General features: G+C 69.1%; 21 protein-coding genes. 11 read left to right on the forward strand and 10 right to left on the reverse strand.

What is annotated here, in order from left to right; all coding sequences use genetic code 11:
- Positions 1 to 7 precede the first annotated feature (7 nt).
- From SK224_RS04695 to SK224_RS04715, 5 genes are all read left to right on the forward strand, one after another.
- Positions 8 to 502 carry a protein jag gene (locus SK224_RS04695; RefSeq protein WP_320433613.1) on the forward strand — a complete coding sequence of 165 codons (495 nt, stop codon included), beginning with the start codon at positions 8 to 10 and terminating at the stop codon, positions 500 to 502.
- Between the two features lie 20 nt (positions 503 to 522).
- On the forward strand, positions 523 to 1,155 hold the full coding sequence (rsmG, locus tag SK224_RS04700; protein WP_320433796.1) for a 16S rRNA (guanine(527)-N(7))-methyltransferase RsmG: 633 nt from the start codon (positions 523 to 525) through the stop codon (positions 1,153 to 1,155).
- 67 nt (positions 1,156 to 1,222) lie between these two features.
- Entirely contained in the window at positions 1,223 to 2,185 is a 963-nt protein-coding gene (locus SK224_RS04705; protein ID WP_320433614.1) for a ParA family protein, read from the forward strand.
- Positions 2,185 to 3,147, forward strand: a complete 963-nt coding sequence (locus SK224_RS04710; RefSeq protein WP_320433615.1) for a ParB/RepB/Spo0J family partition protein — start codon at positions 2,185 to 2,187, stop codon at positions 3,145 to 3,147. The genes SK224_RS04705 and SK224_RS04710 overlap by 1 nt, the downstream gene beginning before the upstream one ends.
- A gap of 195 nt (positions 3,148 to 3,342) precedes the next feature.
- Complete coding sequence (locus SK224_RS04715; protein ID WP_309734142.1) at positions 3,343 to 3,684, forward strand: tryptophan synthase subunit alpha; 342 nt, start codon at positions 3,343 to 3,345, stop codon at positions 3,682 to 3,684.
- Positions 3,685 to 3,747: 63 nt separating this feature from the next.
- Here SK224_RS04715 and trxA read toward each other — a convergent pair whose 3' ends face one another.
- From trxA to SK224_RS04735, 4 genes are all read right to left on the reverse strand, one after another.
- Entirely contained in the window at positions 3,748 to 4,071 is a 324-nt protein-coding gene (gene trxA / locus SK224_RS04720; protein WP_137418515.1) for a thioredoxin, read from the reverse strand.
- A gap of 60 nt (positions 4,072 to 4,131) precedes the next feature.
- Positions 4,132 to 5,109 (reverse strand): thioredoxin-disulfide reductase, encoded by a 978-nt coding sequence (gene trxB / locus SK224_RS04725; RefSeq protein ID WP_320433616.1) that lies wholly within the window; start codon positions 5,107 to 5,109, stop codon positions 4,132 to 4,134.
- 70 nt (positions 5,110 to 5,179) lie between these two features.
- Complete coding sequence (murJ, locus tag SK224_RS04730; protein ID WP_320433617.1) at positions 5,180 to 6,781, reverse strand: murein biosynthesis integral membrane protein MurJ; 1,602 nt, start codon at positions 6,779 to 6,781, stop codon at positions 5,180 to 5,182.
- A complete protein-coding gene (locus SK224_RS04735; RefSeq protein ID WP_320433618.1) occupies positions 6,778 to 8,850 on the reverse strand; it encodes a DUF6049 family protein in 2,073 nt (690 codons plus the stop codon). Before SK224_RS04735 ends, murJ begins: the two co-directional genes overlap by 4 nt.
- 104 nt (positions 8,851 to 8,954) lie before the next feature.
- Between SK224_RS04735 and SK224_RS04740 the strand changes: the two genes are divergently transcribed.
- Together SK224_RS04740 and SK224_RS04745 are read left to right on the forward strand one after the other, a co-directional pair.
- A complete protein-coding gene (locus tag SK224_RS04740; RefSeq protein ID WP_320433619.1) occupies positions 8,955 to 10,448 on the forward strand; it encodes a methyltransferase in 1,494 nt (497 codons plus the stop codon).
- A gap of 9 nt (positions 10,449 to 10,457) precedes the next feature.
- Positions 10,458 to 11,885, forward strand: a complete 1,428-nt coding sequence (locus SK224_RS04745; protein ID WP_320433620.1) for a CCA tRNA nucleotidyltransferase — start codon at positions 10,458 to 10,460, stop codon at positions 11,883 to 11,885.
- Positions 11,886 to 12,021: 136 nt separating this feature from the next.
- Here SK224_RS04745 and SK224_RS04750 read toward each other — a convergent pair whose 3' ends face one another.
- The gene (locus tag SK224_RS04750; RefSeq protein WP_320433621.1) at positions 12,022 to 12,675 is read right to left on the reverse strand and encodes an FMN-dependent NADH-azoreductase; all 654 of its coding nucleotides are present in this window, start codon (positions 12,673 to 12,675) and stop codon (positions 12,022 to 12,024) included.
- Positions 12,676 to 12,749: 74 nt separating this feature from the next.
- Between SK224_RS04750 and SK224_RS04755 the strand changes: the two genes are divergently transcribed.
- The gene (locus SK224_RS04755) at positions 12,750 to 13,085 is read left to right on the forward strand and encodes a helix-turn-helix domain-containing protein (protein ID WP_320433622.1); all 336 of its coding nucleotides are present in this window, start codon (positions 12,750 to 12,752) and stop codon (positions 13,083 to 13,085) included.
- Positions 13,086 to 13,393: 308 nt separating this feature from the next.
- Here SK224_RS04755 and SK224_RS04760 read toward each other — a convergent pair whose 3' ends face one another.
- Genes SK224_RS04760 through SK224_RS04770 form a run of 3 tightly spaced genes read right to left on the reverse strand, consistent with a single transcriptional unit; the run spans position 13,394 to position 15,005 of the window.
- Positions 13,394 to 13,546, reverse strand: a complete 153-nt coding sequence (locus SK224_RS04760) for a hypothetical protein (RefSeq protein WP_320433623.1) — start codon at positions 13,544 to 13,546, stop codon at positions 13,394 to 13,396.
- Entirely contained in the window at positions 13,543 to 14,649 is a 1,107-nt protein-coding gene (locus SK224_RS04765; RefSeq protein WP_320433624.1) for a hypothetical protein, read from the reverse strand. Before SK224_RS04765 ends, SK224_RS04760 begins: the two co-directional genes overlap by 4 nt.
- Positions 14,646 to 15,005, reverse strand: a complete 360-nt coding sequence (locus SK224_RS04770) for a PadR family transcriptional regulator (protein WP_320433625.1) — start codon at positions 15,003 to 15,005, stop codon at positions 14,646 to 14,648. Before SK224_RS04770 ends, SK224_RS04765 begins: the two co-directional genes overlap by 4 nt.
- A gap of 149 nt (positions 15,006 to 15,154) precedes the next feature.
- On the opposite strand from SK224_RS04770, the gene SK224_RS04775 reads away from it, so the two are divergent.
- The 3 genes from SK224_RS04775 to SK224_RS04785 all read left to right on the forward strand — a co-directional run bounded on the left by SK224_RS04775 (position 15,155) and on the right by SK224_RS04785 (position 18,680).
- The gene (locus SK224_RS04775; protein ID WP_309734119.1) at positions 15,155 to 16,480 is read left to right on the forward strand and encodes a transcriptional regulator; all 1,326 of its coding nucleotides are present in this window, start codon (positions 15,155 to 15,157) and stop codon (positions 16,478 to 16,480) included.
- 102 nt (positions 16,481 to 16,582) lie between these two features.
- Positions 16,583 to 18,130: an aldehyde dehydrogenase family protein gene (locus SK224_RS04780; protein ID WP_137418526.1), complete on the forward strand. Its 1,548-nt coding sequence runs from the start codon at positions 16,583 to 16,585 to the stop codon at positions 18,128 to 18,130.
- A 145-nt stretch (positions 18,131 to 18,275) separates the two neighbouring features.
- The gene (locus tag SK224_RS04785) at positions 18,276 to 18,680 is read left to right on the forward strand and encodes a DUF779 domain-containing protein (protein ID WP_320433626.1); all 405 of its coding nucleotides are present in this window, start codon (positions 18,276 to 18,278) and stop codon (positions 18,678 to 18,680) included.
- Here the strand turns inward: SK224_RS04785 and SK224_RS04790 are convergent, their stop codons facing one another.
- The gene (locus tag SK224_RS04790; RefSeq protein ID WP_320433627.1) at positions 18,681 to 19,304 is read right to left on the reverse strand and encodes a hypothetical protein; all 624 of its coding nucleotides are present in this window, start codon (positions 19,302 to 19,304) and stop codon (positions 18,681 to 18,683) included.
- 205 nt (positions 19,305 to 19,509) lie between these two features.
- Positions 19,510 to 19,971, reverse strand: coding sequence for a hypothetical protein (locus SK224_RS04795; RefSeq protein WP_320433628.1), 462 nt, complete (start codon positions 19,969 to 19,971; stop codon positions 19,510 to 19,512).

Genomic DNA, 19,971 nt, shown 5'->3' on the forward strand with positions numbered 1-19,971 from the left:
GACCGTCATGACCTCTGAACTCTCCCCCACCGCGACCGACACCGTCGAGCAGCTCGAGCAGGAAGGCGACGTCGCCGCCGACTTCCTCGAGGGGCTCCTCGACATCGCTGACATCGGCGGCGACTTGGCGCTGGATGTCCGCAACGACCGTGCGTACGTGTCGATCGAGTCGGATGGCGACGATTCCCTCCGCGTGCTGTCCGACCCCGACACGGTCAGTGCACTGCAGGACCTCACGCGCCTCGCGGTGCAGAACCGCACCGGTCGATTCTCCCGCCTCATCCTCGATGTCAGCGGATCACGTGATGCGCGTCGCCGTGAACTCGAAGCTCTTGTCGACCGTGCCGCCTCACGTCTGGAGGACGGCGCGTCGCAGGCGTCGCTCCCGGCCATGTCCAGCTACGAGCGCAAGGTCGTGCATGACATCGCGGCCGAGCGTGGGCTCGTTTCGGAGTCATACGGCGAGGGCGCTCAGCGTCACACCGTGCTCCGGCGCGCGTGACTGTTTCACGTGAAACATTGATAGACGAACTCGAGCAGGAGCCGGAAGCGGCGCCGACGATCTTCGGAGATCGAATCGATCGTGCCCGCGCGTTCACCCGCAACCTCGCCAGGGAAGGCGAGTTGCGCGGACTGATCGGTCCACTGGAGCTACCACGGCTGTGGACACGACACATCCTGAACAGCGCGGTGATGGCACCGCTTGTTCCCGTCGGCCGTATCGGCGATGTCGGATCCGGCGCGGGGCTGCCAGGCATCGTCGGTGCGATCGCGCGCCCCGACGTCCAATGGGTGCTGATCGAGCCGATGGAGCGACGCACCCAGTGGCTGCAGGAGCAGGTCGATGAACTCGCGCTGGAGAACGTGGATGTCTTCCGTGGTCGATCGCAGGACTGGACCGGCGGCGCGAGCCTCGACGCGGTGACCGCCCGCGCAGTGAGTGCTCTGCGCACACTTCTTCCGATCACCGCACCTCTCGTGCGCGATGGGGGAGAACTCATCCTTCTCAAGGGCGCTGCCGCTGATGCGGAGATCGAGAAGGCCGCGAAGCAGGCTCGAGTCCACCGTGTCGTGGATCTGCGTGTCGAGGTCGTGGGAGCGGGCGTTCTGGAGACGCCGACCCGCGTGGTTCGTGGACGTGTGGTGCGCTCCTGAGGTGGTGTTTCACGTGAAACATCACGGCGTGGCTGTCGATGGCGACGATTAGAGTGGACAAGGTTCGATGCTGGCGAAAGGCGAAGTGTTTCACGTGAAACAATCCGACGACACCGCGACGGACTTCGGTGACGACACCCCCCTCGCCCGCGAGCTCGCGGACCTCCGCGCGCGGCGACGCGCTCTCGAGGACTCCACCGTGACGCTTCCGACCGGGACTCGCACCCTCACCGTCTCGAACCAGAAGGGCGGCGTCGGCAAGACGACGACCACCGTCAACCTAGCGGCGGCGCTCGCGAGCGTCGGCGCTCGTGTGCTGGTGATTGACCTCGACCCGCAGGGCAATGCGTCCACTGCCCTCGGTGTACCGCACACGGCAGACATCCCCAGCGTCTATGACGTGCTGATCGATGAGTTCCCGCTCGCTGACATCGTGCAGACGAGCCCTGAGTCCCCGTTGCTCACCTGCGCGCCGAGCACGATCCACCTCGCCGGCGCGGAGATCGAGCTGGTGTCGCAGGTCGCCCGTGAGCACCGGCTTCGCCGCGCTCTCGAAGAGTATCTGGCGGCATCTGAAGAGCCGCCGCACGTCGTTCTCATCGACTGCCCGCCATCGCTGGGCTTGCTCACAATCAACGCGTTCACCGCCGCGGACGAGGTTCTCATCCCCATTCAGTGTGAGTACTACGCTCTCGAGGGCCTCAGTCAGCTCCTCGGGAGTGTGCAGATGATCCAGAAGCATTTGAATCCCCCGCTTCATGTGTCGTCCATCCTGCTGACGATGTATGACGGGCGCACCCGGCTCGCACAGCAGGTCGCTGACGAAGTGCGCACGCACTTTCCGAAAGAAGTGTTGAACACGGTGATCCCGCGCTCGGTTCGTGTGTCTGAGGCGCCGAGCTTCGGTCAGACCGTCATTGCCTACGACGGCCAATCGGCAGGCGCGGTCGCCTACCGTGAAGCTGCTGTCGAACTGCTGGCTCGCCAGGCCGATGGGGCCGTGTCGACCATGAACGAAGGAGAACACTGATGGCCAAGCGAACGGGACTCGGTCGGGGGATCGGAGCTCTCATTCCGACGTCGGAGGGTTCCGAGGCGCGTCCGGTCGACGTGTTCTTCCCCGGTGCGCCGGCGCCGAAGACGGATGCGGTGACGGACGATGCTCCGCAGGAGGAGCTGCTCGCTGTTCCGGGCGCCCGCCTGATCCAGGTGGATCCGCACGCGATCGTTCCCAACCCTCGTCAGCCCCGGACGAACTTCGACCCGGAAGACCTCGCGGAACTGGTGCACTCCGTACGCGAATTCGGTGTGCTGCAGCCGGTCGTCGTGCGCGACACCGGCGAGGGTACTTACGAACTGATCATGGGAGAGCGCCGCACCCGCGCTGCACGTGAGGCGGGACTGGAAACGATCCCCGCCATTCTCCGTGAGACCGCGGACGAAGACCTCCTCCGCGACGCGCTCCTCGAGAACCTGCACCGGTCGCAGCTGAACCCGCTCGAGGAGGCCTCCGCCTATCAGCAGCTGCTCGAGGACTTCGGCATCACCCAGGAGCAGCTCGCGACACGCATCGGCCGGTCGCGTCCCCAGATCTCCAACACCATTCGCCTGCTCCGTCTGCCAGTCCCGGTGCAGCAGCGCGTCGCCGCCGGTGTGCTCTCGGCAGGCCACGCCCGCGCGATCCTCTCCGTCGAGGACGGCGAGAGCATGCAGCGTCTCGCCGACAAGATCGTGAACGAGGACTTGTCGGTGCGGGCGGCGGAAGCCGCGGCGAAGGGAGCTGCCGCGGTGAAGCGTCCGGCGCCGAAGGCCGGGGCACGACGCGCACATCTCGACGAGATCGCAGAACGCCTGGGGGATCGCCTCAACACGCGTGTGAAGATCTCCATCTCTGCACGAAAAGGCCAGATCGCGATCGATTTCGCCACCATCCAGGATCTGAATCGCATCCTCAGCGAGCTCGGCGAGGAAGAGCTCGGCGCATCGCGCTGATCGAAGCGGAGAATCGCTCCTGACGAACCGAAATCGGTCGTTTCACGGGTGAAAGTCGCGCCCCGACTCTGCGTTTCGACTCACTTCGCTCGCCCAACGACCGGTGGCGGACCCTGGTCGTTGAGCAAGGAGCGCAGCGAGGAGACGGACCGACGCTGGGGCCCCGACGCGTCACACAAAACGTAGGCTGGAATCATGACCTCCGAATCCCCACGCCGTCGAGCGAGTCTCGAACTGCTGCGGGCGGAAGCCGCCGACGAACTGGCCGCCCTCATCCACGAACGACTCCGCGAGGGGGAGGACCCGTGGGACTTCATGGAAGACCTCCCTACGGTCGATGAGCTCGTCGTGTTCCTCCTGCGCGCAGAGAACATCGCCGAAGCCGGCGGCAGCAAGCCGTCCGAGGCGCGCCACTACCGCGTGCTCCGTCAGATCGCCCTGGACTATCCGCCGTTGACCCGTGCCGTCTGGCGTCTGCTCGGCGAGACGAACACCTCACGTCGATGGGACGCCACCGTGCGACCCGAAGCATCCTGAACAGCGCAGAGAAGAAGCCCCCGGAGAATCTCCGGGGGCTTCTGTCGTATTCGGGGAAGCGGATCAGCCGATGAACGCGGCCAGATCCTGCTCGAGCGCGAACTTCGGCTTCGCGCCGATGATCGTGGTCTTCACCTCGCCGCCCTGGAACACCTTCATCGCCGGGATGGAGGTGATCTGGTACTTCATCGCGAGATCGGGGTTCTCGTCCACATTGAGCTTGAGCACCGTGATCTTCTCGGGGTTCTCCGCCTGGATCTCATCGAGAACCGGGGCCACCATGCGACACGGGCCGCACCACTCCGCCCAGAAGTCCACCAGGACGGGACCGTCTGCTTCGAGGACGTCCTGGTTCCACGTGCTCGAGCTGGTCGCCTTCGCGCTCATAGTCATTTCCCTTCGTAAGCCTTACTCATACCGAACACCCGACGGGGTTCGGATGTTCCCTCAGATGACCGGCAGACCCTCGATCTGGTCGGCGTTGGGCTCCGGTGCGCCCGCTTCGTCGAGCGCCGCGAGGAAGTGCTCCGCGTCCAGGGCCGCGATCGTTCCGGATGCGGCGGCGGTCACCGCCTGGCGGTAGGTGGGGTCGATGACGTCGCCCGCGGCGAAGACACCGGGCATCGACGTGCGCGACGACCGGCCGTCGACCCAGATCGTTCCTTCGGGGGTCAGGTCGAGCTGGCCGTGGACGAGCTTCGTGCGCGGGTCGTTGCCGATGGCGACGAACACCCCTTGCAGGTCGAGCTCGCGCGTCGAACCGTCGACCGTGTCCTTCAGGACGACACCGGTTACCGCCTCGTCACCGAGGATGTCGACGACCTCGCTGTTCCACACGAACTCGATCTTCTCGTTCGCGATCGCGCGCTCCTGCATGATCTTTGATGCACGCAGCTCGTCGCGACGGTGGATGACGTAGACCTTCGTCGCGAAGCGCGTGAGGAAGGTGGCTTCCTCCATCGCGGAGTCGCCACCGCCGACGACGGCGATCGTGCGCTCGCGGAAGAAGAAACCGTCGCAGGTCGCGCACCACGACACACCGCGGCCGGAGAGGTGCTCTTCCTTCGGCAGGCCGATCTTGCGATAAGCGGAACCCGTCGCGAAGATCACGGCTGCGGCCTCTTCGACCGAGCCGGAGCCGAGCTGCACCCGCTTGACGGGACCGGAGAGGTCGAGCTCGGTGACGTCCTGATAGAGGATCTCGGCGCCGAACTTGCGAGCCTGCTCCTCCATCTTGGTCATGAGCTCGGGACCCTGGATCCCCTCGGGGAAGCCGGGGAAGTTCTCCACCTCGGTGGTGTTCATGAGCTCACCGCCGACCTCGACGGAGCTGGCGATGACCAGCGGCTTGAGGTTGGCCCGGGCCGCATAGATGGCGGCGGTGTAGCCCGCGGGGCCGGAGCCGATGATGATGAGCTGACGCACGTGCGTTCTCCCTCGTGGTTTCAAAGTGCTCAACATATGGTATCCGCGGGACATTCCCGCGGTCCGTTTGTCAGCGTCTGGAAAGGATGCGGCGAAGCGGTCGCAGCGCCGGGGCCAGTTCGGGCGTGCGCAGCGCCGCGAGCACGACCAGGTAGACGACCAGGGTGACTGCGCCGATGATGCCGGTTCCGATGGCGCCGTAGATCTTGTCGGACGTCGTCCAACCGGTGTCGCCGCCGAGGAGGAGGTAGACCCCCCATCCGGCCGCCGCAGCCGGGAGGGCGGCGACCGTGTAGCGCGCGATCGCGACGAACCATGAGCGGATGCCGAGAGAACCGATCCGCCGACGCAGCAGGATGGCGGCGAGCACGGCCTGCACGGTGATGGCGATCGACTGACCGAGGGCGACGGCGGCCGCGAGCCACGGCGTCGGGGCGAGCCAAGCGGCGGCCAGAGCGGTGACGATCACGAGAACCGCTTGCACGGTCGTGAAGACGAACGGGGTACGGGTGTCGTCGTAGGCGTAGAAGGTGCGCTGCAGCACGAAGAGCACCGAGAGAGGCAGCAGGCTCACGAGGTAGGCGATGAGCACGGGTGCGAGCCCGGCCGCATCCGCCGCGTTGTTCACGATGATGCGCGACGCCGGCACCGCCGCGACCACGAGCGCCGCCGTCGCCACGACGATCAGGAGGCTGATGATGCGGATGCTGCGCGACACGTCGCCGCGCACCTCGTCGTCCCGGCCCGCCGAGGCGTGCTCGCTGATCTGCGTGAAGTACGGCGTTCCGATCGAGAGCACGATCACCGAGTAGGGGAGCATGAAGATGAGCCACGCGGTCTGCGTCGCGAGCGTCGAGGCCCCGTCGCCGGTCGCCTCGGAGATGACCCGGCTCTGGATGAGGCCCGCGATCTGTCCGACGACGACCATCGCCGCGGTCCAGCCGGCCAGGCGCCCCATGTTGCGAAAGCCCAGTCCGCGCCAGTGGAAGTCGGGGCGCAAACGAAGCCCCGTGCGTCGCCAGGAGACGAGCAGGATGAGTGCCTGTACCGCGATGCCGAAGGTTGCCGTGCCGCCCAGAGCGGCGATGGATGCGGCATTCCAGTCCGACACCGCAGAACGGTCTCCTCCGATGACGAGCATCAGCAGCAGGAACCCGGCGATGGAGATGACGTTGTTGAGCACGGGTGCCCAGGTGAACGGTCCGAAGATGCGGCGGGCGTTGAGCGTCTCTCCCAGGAGGGAGTACAGACCGTAGAAGAAGATCTGGGGCAGGCACCAGTACGCGAACGCGGTCGCCAGGGCGTGCTGCTCAGGGCTGTAGGCGGGAGCGTAGAGGGTGATGAGCACGGGGGCGAGCAGCATCGCCACAGCCGTGACGGCGAGGAGGACGACGATCCCCGCGGTGAACAGCGCGGAGATGAAACGCTGGCCCCTGTCCTCCCTCGCGCTCGCGCGTACGATCTGTGGAACGATCACCGCGGTGAGTACGCCCGCCGAGATGATCGCATAGACGTTGTTCGGCAGCTGGTTGGCCTGCGCGAAGGCGTCGCCCGCCCGCGAGGACATGGTGCCGAGCACCGCCACCAGCACGATGGTGCGGATGAGGCCCGTGATCCGGGAGACGAGCGTTCCCGCTCCCAGCAGCACGCTCGCCCGGCCCAATCCGCTCACGCGTTCTCCTCGATGTCGTCGTCGGTGCGGGCCGCATCCGCCTTGTCGCGCTTACGGCGCCGGACGGTGCGGATGGCGCCGATCGTGAGGAATGCGGCCGCGACCACGACGAGCGCGGCAAGGCCGATGCCCTCCCAGTCGGCTCGCACGTTGACATCCACCGTCTGTGTCTGGCCGATGGGAACGTACACGGGGCTGCGCAGGCTGAGATCGATCTTGACGTCACCGTTGCCGATCCGTGCGTTCACGGGAACCTCGACGAGCGTATTGGCGGATGCGGCGGCGACCACCGCGTTCTCGCGCTCGATGTCGACGCGGAGATCATCCGGGGAAGCGACGAGCACGACGTTCACCGGATACGGAAGGTCGTTGCGCACCCAGAAACGCAGGTTGGTGCCCGCCGTCAGCAGGTTGAGAGCCGTCGAGGGCACGATCGACACCGAGTCGAGTGTCGTCGTGGTGGCCTCGGCGTGCGCTGTGACGGCGCTCTGCCAGCCCGACGGATCGCCGAGCCATGCGCCGCCCAGAATCTGGAGGATGGCGGCACGCTCGCGTCCGGTGAGCAGCGACGGGTCGTCGAGGATCGTGGCGAAGCTGTCGATCTGCGCGGCTCCGGCGAGCATGCTCGTCAGCGCCGCCGGACGCGAGGGGTCGACCGTGCCCGCCGAGACCTGAACCTCCGTCGGGGACGTGCCGAGCAGGCTCGACAGCCCCACGGCGGTCATGCCCGTCGTCGCCGCGGAGATCGCCCCGCGCAGGCCCTGCGCATCGCGGACGGCCGATCTGCCGAGGCTGACGAGAACGGGGGAGCCCTGTGCCGACGCAGATGCGAAGGTCAGATGCGCGGCCGCGGCAGCCGCATCCGCCGCACGCCTGGTGGGCTGGGTGGCGGCGGATGCGGCCTGCAGTGCAGCGGATGCGCCCGCCGACGCGACGAGCAGCTCACCGCCGCCGGTCCGCGCGTGCGCGGTGGATGCGCCGGACACCTGCGTGCTGTCGACGATCGTGATCGCGCCGGGCGTCGCCGCGGTGAGCCATCCGACGAGTTCCGGTGAGGCGGTGCCCGACGGCGGCCAGTAGACGGCCGGGCTTCCACCGGTGCCCACGTCGAGGAGCGCGTCGAGAGTCGGCGGTGTACGGTCGGACTGCTGCGCGTCCGTCGGAGCAGGCGTGGGCGCGACCGGCTGCGCCTTCAGATCCACGTACGCACTCAACGACGTCGGCGCGAGCGGCGCGCCGAGCCCGGCCGCGAACTGCGTGCTCACATCGGCGTCGCCGTACTGCAGCGCGAACCGCGGGTTGGACAGGTCCATGAGCCGCTGCAGCCATGCCCGCGCGGACTCCGGAGCAGATGTGCCGCGCGCCCGGATCGAGGCCGCGATCGCGGGATCGACCGCGAGGATCGCCGAGGTTCCCACGACGGCATCGAGCTGTGCGGTCAGCGCGCCGTCGGCAGCGGTGAGGGAGGCCAGCTGGTCGGTCGACAGCATCCCCGCCGTCAGCGCCGGCGCGGTGATCGGCACGATGACCGCGACGGTTCCCGTGGGGCCGGTGCCGATCGTGACCACGGAGCGGGCCGTCTCGCCGGCGAGGCTGACCCACAGCGGGTACACACCCGCGCCACGGCCTGCCAGAGCGGGGTCGTCGGCCGCGAGGATCACACTCGCCGAGCTCGACTGCCCGGGTGCGGTCTCTTCGACCGCGCTGGATCCCACGACGCGCCCTGCCGGGAGCTCGGACGATCCCGAAAGCCACGCGTCGAGAGCGGCCGACCCGTCCAGTGGTGCATCGGCGAGCAGCAGTTCCGCCGTCGAACCGGGGGCCAGGGCGGTCGTGCCGTTCTCGAGGGACACGAGCGCCGTGAGCGCCTCGCCCGCGGCCAGCACACCACCGGACAGGGGCGCCACCGAGACCTCGACGGTTCCCGTCGCGGACGGCGAGGGCGTCGGCGTGGCGGCCACTGCGGGGGCGGCGATCCCCAGCACGATCGCGACGGCAATGAGCGGCGCGAGCAGAAGTCGTCGCCGCCGGAATGCGGGGATGCCCGTGCGGGCCGAAGTCGGAATCATTCGTAGCTGAGCAGGCTCCTGTGCGGAGAGTCCGCAGGGTCGGGAGCGAGTCTACGGGCCCGGGCCTGGGATTCACCGAGCGCGCGCCCGGGTTGAATGGACTCATGCACACCGCCATCGCCCGCCGCCTCGCCGACGATCTGCGCGCCGCGGGCTTCACGACCGCGGCCGTCCACGCGCTCATCGGCGACGCCGCGGAGTCGGCGCTCACGCGGGCCGTCGCCGCTCCGGCCCGACGCGCCCTCGCACGGAACCCGCACGATGCCGTCGCCGTGCTCGCACGCCTGTTCGTGCTGGGGGATGTCGTCGATTCCGCATCCGTGGCCGCGGCACTGCCCGGCACGGGACTCGGTGATGCCGAGCGGCTCGGCGTGATCGAACGGCGCGGCGACAGTGTGGCGCCCGCGGTGGCGGTGCGCCCGCACGTGTTCGCCGACGGCGGCGACGGCTGGATCGCGAGCGACCTGGACGAACTGGCCGGCGTCTTCCCGTTGCGTGCGGACCACGTGCTCGGCGTCGGCGGCGCCGGCAGGACACTCGTCTCTCTGCTGCCGCCGTCCGGGGGCGGCCGTGCCCTCGACCTCGGATGCGGCTGCGGTCTGGTGGCGTTCGAGTTGCACCGGAGGGGATTCGAGGTCGTCGCGACCGACATCTCGCCGCGCGCACTGTGGTTCACGCGATTGGGCGCGGCACTCAACGACCTGGCGGGCATCGACGTCCGCGAGGGGAGTCTCTACGAACCCGTCGGCGACGAGCGCTTCGAGCTGATCGCCTCGAACCCGCCCTTCGTCATCACCCCGCGCGTCGCCGGCGTGCCCGCCTACGAATACCGCGACGGCGGCCGGGCGGGGGACGAACTGATGCGCGAGGTCGTGACCGGCGCCGCATCCCACCTTGTCGAGGGTGGCCGCGCGATCATGCTGGGCAACTGGGAGGACCGTGGTGCTCTGGCAGGGCTGGAGCGAACGCGCGGGTGGACGGAGGGCATCGGCGCGTGGGTGATCGAGCGCGAGCAGCTCGATCCGGACCGGTACGCGGAGCTCTGGGTGCGCGACGGCGGCACGAGGCCCGGCAGCGACGAGTACGAGGCGCTGATCGGTGCCTGGCTCGACGATTTCGAGTCCCGCGGCGTCACGGGCATCGGACTCGGCTGGGTGCAGCTCATGCGTGGTTCGGGGCTGCGGCGCTTCGAGCGGGTGGCGCAGGGGGTCGACTCCGCTGTCCTCGCCGCGCACACCGCCGCGGTGTGGCAAGCGGCGGCGTGGCTGGACCGGACCGACGACATGGTGCTCGCCGCATCCGTGCTGCGGGTCGCCGCCGACGTCACTGAGGCGCGGCACCACCTTCCCGGTGCGGAAGCGCCCAGCGTGATCGAGCTGCGACAGGGCGGCGGGCTCGCCCGCACCGTGTCCGCGGACCCGGCGCTGGCCGCACTCGTCGGCGCGAGCGACGGGGAGCTGCCCGTCGGCGTGCTCATCGATGCGATCGCCGACCTGCTCGAGGTGGATGCCGCATCGCTCCGATCCGACCTGCTCCCGAGGGTGAGGGAGCTGGTGCTGACCGGGATGCTGGAGGTGCCGCACCGCGCGGCCGATTAGGCTCGTTGCATGCTCAACATGGCCGACGGTCTCTCGCGCCTGGGCACCCTCGCCTCCTCACCCGTCGTGGTCGTTCTCGCGGACGCTTTCGCGGCCGCAGGGCACGAACTGGCGGTCGTCGGCGGCCCGGTGCGCGATGCGCTGCTGGGGCGGACCACGCACGACCTGGACTTCACGACGGATGCGGATCCCGACGAGATCCTGCGCATCGTCACGCCGATCTCGACCGCGCAGTGGGACATCGGCCGGGCGTTCGGCACGATCGGCGCCCGCATCCGCGGCGAGCAGGTCGAGATCACCACGTACCGCGCGGACGCCTACGACGGCGAGACCCGCAAACCCGTCGTCGCGTTCGGCGATTCGCTCGAGTCCGACCTCGTGCGCCGCGACTTCACCGTCAACGCGATGGCGCTCCGCGTGCCGGGCCCGCAGCTCGTCGATCCGCACGGCGGCATCGAGGATCTCGTCGCGGGTGTGCTGCGCACCCCGACCGATGCGCGGATCAGCTTCGGTGACGACCCCCTGCGGATGCTGCGCGCGGCGCGTTTCTCTTCTCAACTCGGTTTCGCGGTCGACGCCGACGCGGTCGCGGCGATCGCCGAGCTGCGCGAGACGCTCGGGATCGTGAGCCCGGAGCGCATCCAGGGCGAGCTCGTGCGTCTGCTGCAGACCGATGACCCCGTGCGCGGCCTGCGGCTTCTGGTCGAGACCGGGCTGATCGACCAGTTCCTCCCCGAGGTGCCGGCGCTGCGTCTCGAGGTCGACGAGCATCATCACCACAAGGACGTCTACGAGCACTCGCTCACCGTGCTGCGGCAGGCGATCGAGCTCGAGCGTACCCGGCACCCGGACTCCGCTCCTGACGTGCCGCTGCGCCTCGCGGCGCTCCTCCACGACATCGGCAAACCCGCCACGCGCCGGCTCGAGCCGGGCGGCGCGGTCACCTTCCACCACCACGACGTGAAGGGATCGCGGATGGCGCGCAAGCGCCTTCGCGAGCTGCGGTTCGACTCGGCGACGATCGAGTCCGTCGCGCTGCTGATCGAGTTGCACCTGCGCTTCTTCGGCTACGCCGAGGGCGCGTGGACGGATGCGGCGGTGCGCCGTTACGTGCGGGATGCCGGCGACGAGCTGGAGCGCCTGCACATCCTGACCCGCGCCGACGTGACCACGCGCAACAAGCGCAAGGCGACGCGGCTGCGTCTGGCCTACGACGACATCGAGCGGCGCATCGACGAGTTGCGCGCGCAGGAGGAGCTGGACGCCATCCGTCCGGAGCTCGACGGCAACCAGATCCAGCAGATCCTCGGCATCCCGCCCGGCCGCGAGGTGGGCGAGGCGTACCGGTTCCTGCTCGATCTGCGGCTGGACGAGGGCGTTCTGGGGCCCGACGAGAGCGAGCGCCGCCTGCGCGAGTGGTGGGCCGCGCGGGGCTGACCCCCGCCGGCCGGTGCGTGGCCGCACCCGGTCAGTGGCCGCATCCGCTCAACAGGGAGAATCCGCCCATCAGGACGATCTGACGCGAAACGTCCTGATGGGCGGATATTTCCTGCCGGAGGGATGCGGTGCCGGCTCAGACCGTGGCGGACGCGGCCTCGGCGATCGAGCGACCGCCCTCGCGCGCAGCCTCCTCGGCGGCGGATTTGATGTCGGCGGCGATCTCGGAGAACTGATCCAGCGCGGGGTTCACCCCCACGAGCGTGAACGAGCGCTGCACGACGCGCAGGTCGAGGCCCCACACGTCTTCGAGCACGCGGCGCAGCCACGCGGTCGAGTGGTCCCAGCCTTCCTTGGGTGTGCCGGCGTCGTAATTGCCGCCGAGCACCGTGACCAGCACGGCGGGCTTGCCGCGCAGCGCCGTGCCCTGCGGGTCGATGCGCGGGTCGGTGTAGGCCAGGTCGAACCACGTCTTCGCGTGCTGCGAGACACCGTAGTTGTAGAGGGGGATCGTGAGCAGGAGGGCGTCGGCGTCGATGAGCTCGTCGGCGAGGCGCGTCGCCAGGGCCAGCGCCTCCCGCTGCTCGGCGGTGCGGTCGGCTTCGGGGAGGTTCCTCCCGGTGACGGCGGCCGCCCACGCGGTGGCGGGAATCGGCTCGACGGCCAGATCGCGGCGGATGACGGTCGGGTCGGCGTGGGTGGCGAGCCACTCCGTCTCGACGATGTCGCCGAGAGCGCGGCTGGCGGAGGTAGGGGGAAGGATGCTCGCATCCAGACGGAAGAGGGACATGGTGCTCCAATCGACCTAGCGGCTATGAAAAAGAGAGTGGCTACGTGAACGCTAGCACGGCTAGACTCGGAGGCATGACCGCAGAGCAGCATGACGAGCGTCAGTGCGACGCCGCCGTGTCGCGCGCCTTCTCTGTTCTGGGCAAGCGCTGGAACGGCATGATCCTCGACGTGCTCGGCGAGGGGGCTCTGTCGTTCGTAGGGCTGCGTCGAGCCGTCACCGGCATCAGCGACGCCGTGCTCTCGGATCGCCTCGTCGAGCTCGCCGACGCCGGCCTGGTCGTGCGCGATGTGGATGCGGGCCCCCCGGTCGCGGTGTCCTACACGCTGACGGATGCGGGCGCCCGCCTCGTGCCGATCCTCGCGCAGTTGGGCGCCTGGGCCGACGGCAACCTCTCCGCCACCCGCTGACCCCGGCCCCGCGCGCGTTTCTCGCCGGTGCGCCTACGCCGGCTCCCCCCGAGTAGGCCTGCCTGTCAGCGTGTCCCACGTCCCGCAGGGCATGTCCCACTTGGCGCAAGAATCCGGACTCGACACTGCGGAAAGTGGGACATGGTCGTCGGCGACCCCGCGCACACCAACGTTCCCCTGTCACAGATCGACGCGTGGACGTCGATCTGTGACAGGGGAACAGGGGTGGTGGGACCGGGAAGAGGGTCGCTCAGCGGCGGAGGGGGCCCCGGGCGGGAGGGTTCTCAACGGGGCCCCCGCGGGGGTTCTCAGTCGCGGGGCGACGAGTCGAGGGCCTCACGCACGAGGTGACTGATGTCGATGCTCACGATCCGTGAGGGCCCGGCGGATGCGGGAGGCGGAGCCGCGGGGGCGTCGCCGTTGGCGGACGCATCTGGACGTCCCTGGCCGATCATGCTCACGGCGTCACCTCCATCTCGGGCGCGGGCTCGGGAAGCGGTGCCGTATCCGTCCCGGTTCCAGACCCGAGCGTCGGACTCGGCGTCGGCGTCGGCTCCGCGCCCGCCCCGGACTGCACGGGTACGGCAGGAACCTGCGCGAACGGCGCCCGGGGCAGGGTCGGGACGGCGGCGTCCACATCCCAGGTGCTCACGCCGGTCGCTTCGCGCAGCGGGAACACGTTCCACAGCGGGGAGCGCCCCGTGCCCTCGTAGGCCGTGGTGACCGGGCCGCCACCGCCCAGGAAGTACTCGTCCCACCACCATCCGTTCGTGCGACCCTCGGTGCCGACGGTCGTCAGCGGGGTTCCCTGGTCGGTGTACAGCTGCACGTTCTCGAGCGGGTTGCCCTCCACGTCGTACGCGTAGATGTTGCGCACGCGCTCGCCGTCCAGCACGAGGCCGGGCTGGCTCGTGTCTGCGGGGATGTCGTTCGCGTACGCCGACTGCGAGGCGAAGTACTGCGGCAACACGGTGGGCGCCGCGATCAGCGCGATCGCCGCGACGATCGTCGCCACCACATTGAGCACGCTCCGCAGGCCCCGCATCCAGCGGCGAGGCAGCCACTTCCCGCGCCCCCACTGGATGCTGAGGAGCACCAGGGCGGCGAGGATCGCCCAGGCCACGACGTTCGTGGGCGCGTAGTCGACGCGGCCGGTGAACGGCACGGTCAAGAACACCAGCAAGAGGTAGAACGCCACCCCGCGTGCGATCCACCAGACCGGGCGCAGCGAAACGAGCAGGTCCAGCGTCGCGGATCCGAACCGGGACGAGCGGATGCGGGTGGCCGCCGCCTGCCGGGCGCGTTCCAGCTGCTCTCGCACCGGTACCTTGGCGGCCCGCCCGTTGCGCTCGGGAAGCCCTGCTGCGGCGCGGAGTTCCGCGGCGTAGGTGGCCGCATCCGGGAGGGAGAACGCCTCGCCGCTGTCTTCGGCCTGTTCGGAGAGGTCGGCTTCGAGCCCGTCGAGCAGGTCATCGACCTCATCGGCGGGCAGGTCGTTCAGTTCCGCGCGGACGGCTGCGGCGAAGGCCGCGATGTCGGTGCGGGGCTCGGTCGTGGCGTTCATCGTCCTTCTCCGATCGTGCGCAGCGCGGCGGGTTTGCGAGAGGCATCGAGCAGCGTGCTCAGCGCGAGCGAGAACGAGGCCCAGTCCTCGCGCTGCGCGTCGAGCGCTGCGCGCCCCTGCGGGTTGATGGCGTAGTACTTGCGGTGCGGACCGCCGTCGGAGGGCACCACGTAGCTCGAGAGCGACCCGGCGCTGTAGAGCCGGCGGAGCGTGCCGTAGACGGATGCGTCTCCCACCTCTCCGAGGCCGGCGTCGCGCAGGCGCCGCACGATGTCGTACCCGTAGGCGTCCTCATGCTGGACGACCGCGAGCACGGCGGCATCCAGCACCCCCTTCAACAGCTGCGTGGTGTCCATCCGCGCCCCTCTCTCGTCTGCGAAGCAAGGTACCACGCACTGCACAGTAGTGCGAGCAGTACGGTACCGTGTGTCGCACAACCGCCCTGTCGTCTCCTGCGCGGCGTGCCTACACTGAAGCAACCTGATCACCGTCGATCGGAGTCGTTGTGCCCTCGCCCTGGTCTCTGCGTCGCGAGGCGTCGGCCGAGAGCTCGCGCCTGCTGATCGAGCGTGCGCACGAGGAGTTCGTCGGCGGCAACGCGCAGGATCCGCGGGTCACCGCCGTGCGGGGTCTGGTCCGCGAGAGCTGGCAGCGCTCGGCCCGGAGCCTGGTCGGCGTGGAGGCCGTGCCGCCCCTGGATCTCATCTCGGACGAGCTCGACGAGTACCGGCGCACGCATCCCCTCGCGAGCGTCATGGACATGATCCGCCAGCTGCTGCTGCCCGGCGACGAGGACGAGTCGGGCGTCGTCGTCGCGGTGGGGGATGCGGCGGGGCGCCTGCTGTGGGTCGAGGGCGATCGCCGCATCCGCGACCTCACCGGCGACATGGGATTCGTCGCGGGGGCGAACTGGTCGGAGCAGGCCGTGGGCACCTCGGCGCCGGGCACGGCCCTCGCCCTCGACACCTCCGTCCAGATCCGCGGCGCCGAGCACTTCAACCGGCTCGTGCAGCCGTGGTCGTGCACGGCGGCTCCCGTGCGCGACCCCGAGAGTCGGCGCGTGCTCGGGGTCATCGATGTGACCGGGGGCGCCGAGGTCACCACGCCGCAGGCCCAGTTGCTCGTCGACGCGACGGCACGGGCGATCGAGGGGGAGCTGCTGGTGGCCAGGCTGCGGGCGCGCGCCGAACCGTCCCTGAAGAGCCACTCCCCGCGGCGTCCGCGCGGCGCCACCGAGCACGCCACCCTCCGGGTGCTCGGACGCGACCTCGCCGTGCTCGACGTCGTCGACGACCGGGGCGCCACCGTGACCGAGCTGAGTGCGCGGCACGCGGAGATCCTGCTCATGCTGGCGGTGCACCAGCAGGGACTCTCCGCGGAGCGACTGGCCGCCCTCGTGTACGGCGAGGCCGCGCCGGTGGAGACCCTGCGCCCCGAGATGGTGCGCCTGCGCCGGGTGCTCGACGCGGTCGCGCCCGCGCTGATCCCCGCATCCCGTCCCTATCGACTGACGAGCCCCCTGCAGACCGACGCCGATCACGTCGTGTCGCTGCTCGATCGCGGCGCGCACCGCGTGGCCCTCACGGCGTATCGCGGCCCCGTGCTGCCGGACTCCCGCGCGCCGGGGGTGGAGGAGCTCCGGCAGAGCGTGCAGGCGGCGCTGCGCGAGTCGCTCCTCGCCGGGGCGGGGCTCGACGTGCTGCTGGCCTACGTCGACACGGACGAGGGACGCGAGGATGCGGACGCGCTCCGCCTCTGCCTCGAGATGCTCGCCCCGCGCTCGCCGCGCCGCGCGCCGATCGTCGCTCGCCTGGAGCAGCTCGGCGCCTAGTCGTCTCCACGCGCAACCCGATGCAACCCGGGGGTGCTTACGGTGTCGGGCAACGAGCGCGGCGCCGATGCCGCCTCCGTCCTGATCGTCGAAGGAGATGACATGACCATCGTTGAAGACGGCGTCTCGAGCGTCTACGCCGCCCCCGGATCCCGCGGATCGGTCGCCGAGTACCGCAGCCGCTACGGCCACTACATCGGCGGCGAGTTCGTCGAGCCGATCAAGGGCCAGTACTTCGAGAACATCACCCCCGTCACGGGCAAGCCGTTCTGCGAGGTCGGTCGAGGAACGAGCGAGGACATCGACCGCGCCGTGGATGTGGCGTGGCAGGCGTTCGAGAGCTGGAAGAAGACGACACCGGCCGACCGCGCGAACATCCTCAACAAGATCGCCGATCGCATCGAGGCGAACCTTGAGAAGATCGCCGTCGCCGAGACGTGGGAGAACGGCAAGCCGGTGCGCGAGACGCTCGCCGCCGACATCCCCCTCGCCGTCGATCACTTCCGCTACTTCGCCGGAGTCCTGCGGGCGCAGGAGGGCTCGCTCAGCCAGATCGACGAGGACACCGTCGCGTACCACTTCCACGAGCCGCTGGGCGTGGTGGGCCAGATCATCCCGTGGAACTTCCCGATCCTCATGGCCACGTGGAAGCTCGCTCCCGCACTCGCCGCCGGCAACTGCGTCGTGCTCAAGCCCGCCGAGCAGACGCCGGCATCCATCCTCTTCCTCTTCGACCTCATCGGCGATCTGCTGCCGGCCGGCGTCGTGAACATCGTCAATGGCTTCGGCATCGAGGCGGGGGCGCCGCTGGCGCAGCATAAGCGCATCCGCAAGGTCGCGTTCACGGGCGAGACCACGACGGGCCGGCTCATCATGCAGTACGCCTCGCAGAACCTCATCCCGGTGACGCTGGAGCTCGGCGGCAAGAGCGCGAACATCTTCTTCGAAGATGTGGCCCGCGACCGCGACGCGTACTACGACAAGGCGCTGGAGGGCTTCACGTTCTTCGCGCTGAACCAGGGTGAGGTCTGCACGTGTCCGAGCCGCGCCCTCATCCAGCGTTCGATCTACGACCAGTTCCTCGGCGACGGCCTGGAGCGCGTCGGCAAGATCGTGCAGGGCAACCCGCTGGATCCCGCGACGATGATCGGTGCACAGGCCTCGAACGACCAGCTCGAGAAGATCCTGTCGTACATCGAGATCGGCAAGGCGGAGGGCGCGAAGCTGCTGGCCGGAGGGGAGCGCGTCGACCTGGGCGGTGACCTGTCGGAGGGCTACTACGTGGCGCCCACCGTGTTCGAGGGCCAGAACAGCATGCGCATCTTCCAGGAGGAGATCTTCGGTCCGGTCGTCTCGGTCACGAGCTTCGAGGGCTTCGACGACGCCATCCACACCGCGAACGACACCCTCTACGGACTCGGCGCCGGAGTCTGGAGCCGATCGGCCGACACGATGTACCGCGCCGGGCGCGGCATCGAAGCCGGCCGCGTGTGGACGAACACGTACCACCAGTACCCGGCGCACGCGGCCTTCGGCGGCTACAAGCAGTCGGGCATCGGCCGCGAGAACCACCTGAAGATGCTCGATCACTACCAGCAGACGAAGAACCTGCTCGTCTCCTACGCCGACGGGCCGATGGGCTTCTTCTGAGTCAGGCCCGCCGCGCAGGGGCGTGTCCCCCTTCGCGCAAGCTCGCCGCATCCGTGTCCCACTTGCTGCAGAAATCAGGGGGTGAAACCTGCGGCAAGTGGGACACGGGGTGCGCGAAGTGGGACATGGAAGGAAGGGGAGAGGGATGAACGAGCCACCGATCGAGCGGACGGCGCAACGCGTCGCGGTGACGGATGCGGCCGCATCCCTGCTGGTGGAGCTGACCGCGCAGCACGGACCGCTCATGTTCCATCAGTCGGGCGGATGCTGCGACGGCTCCGCACCCATGTGCTATCCCGTCGGCATGTTCCTCACCGGTCCGAGTGACGTGCGCCTCGGCGCGCTGCGGGTCGCCGATCTCGCGCCCATCGAGGTCTTCATGTCCGAATCGCAGTTCGAGTACTGGAAGTACACGCATCTGACGATCGACGCCGTGCCGGGACGCGGCGCTGGGTTCAGCGTGGAGGCGCCGACGGGGATGCGGTTCCTCATCCGCTCCCGGATGCTGGAGCCCGCCGAACTGGAGGCCTTCGGTCTCGCGACGAGGTGATCAGACGCCGACCCGCTCGCGCACCGGCGCGGGCGCCACGACGACCGCCGGGTCGGGATCGCGGCGGAAGATGATCTTGAAGATCGGGAAGAACACGGCGCACGAGATGAGCGCGTTGATGAGCATCGTGACGACGTCAGCCATCGCCTCGCCGGTCGCTCCCATCGCCCACACGGTGATGAACAGGTCGTATACCGGCGCCTTGTAGAAGCCCTGCAGCGCGGCGGCGCCGAACGTGATCACGACGTAGGCGAGCGTGTACCAGAGCGCCGCCCACCACGGGTTGCTGTTGGACTTGAAGGTGATGGTGCGCTGAGCGAAGAAGTTCACGACCTGCGCGATCGCGAGCGTGAGCTGCACCGCGAGGAAGTAGGCCAGGCCACCTCCGCCCGCCGGAAGAGCCCCGGCGGCGTAGTCGAAGATGAAGTAGTCGGACCCGATCGGCAGTGCCTGGAAGCCGGTGTCGACGAGCGGTGTGAGGGCGAAGACGGCCTTGAACACCGGCATCAGCACGAGCTGGAGCACGGTCATCCCGACGTTGAGCAGCGAGAACACGATCAGCTGCGCCCAGGTGGGGTGGGCGTCGGCGAAACGGGTCCATCCCCGTCGGATTCCTGCGAACATCCGTGGCTCCTTCCGCTGGCTCCGCCGCGCACCTGCATCCCGGTCTCGCGCGACGAAGCCGCAGGGAGTCCATCAGGCCGGAGAGCCTCCGACCTCGACGAGCGCAGAATCTGTCGGTTCGGCCGCACGAACGGTCACCGACGACAACGACGAAGGGATGCGACCCCTGCGGACCGCATCCCTTCGTTCGTGTGGAGCGCGAGACTCAGGCGCAGAGCTTCGTGAGCTCGTCGGACGCCGTCTTGAGGCGCTCGCTCGAGGCCTGCACGTCGTCGTTGATCTTGGTGAGTTCGTCGATCTTGGAGGGATCGGACCCCGCGGCGGCGAGAGCCGACATCGACTCACCGATCGTCTTGTACTCGTCGGACACGGCCTGCAGCGGCTTCTTCACGTCGGGGTTCGTGACCTCGGCGAGGGCATCGTCGAGCCCCTTCTGCACCGTCTCGAACAGGTCGGTCGTGGCGTCGCTGTCGCCCGAAGCCGCGGCCGACATCGAGTCGGTCAGCTTGCTCTGGGCGTCGCTGAGCTTGTCCTGGGCGATGGAGCACGCCTCCTGGACGGACTGCGACGAGGCGCCGGCATCTCCGCCGCCGTTGCCGCCACCCGCGCAACCGGCGAGGGCGAGAAGGGCGATGGCCGAAAGGGCGATGGGTGCGAGTTTGCGCAT

The sequence above is a fragment of the Microbacterium sp. BG28 genome (assembly GCF_034044005.1).
Classification (GTDB): domain Bacteria; phylum Actinomycetota; class Actinomycetes; order Actinomycetales; family Microbacteriaceae; genus Microbacterium.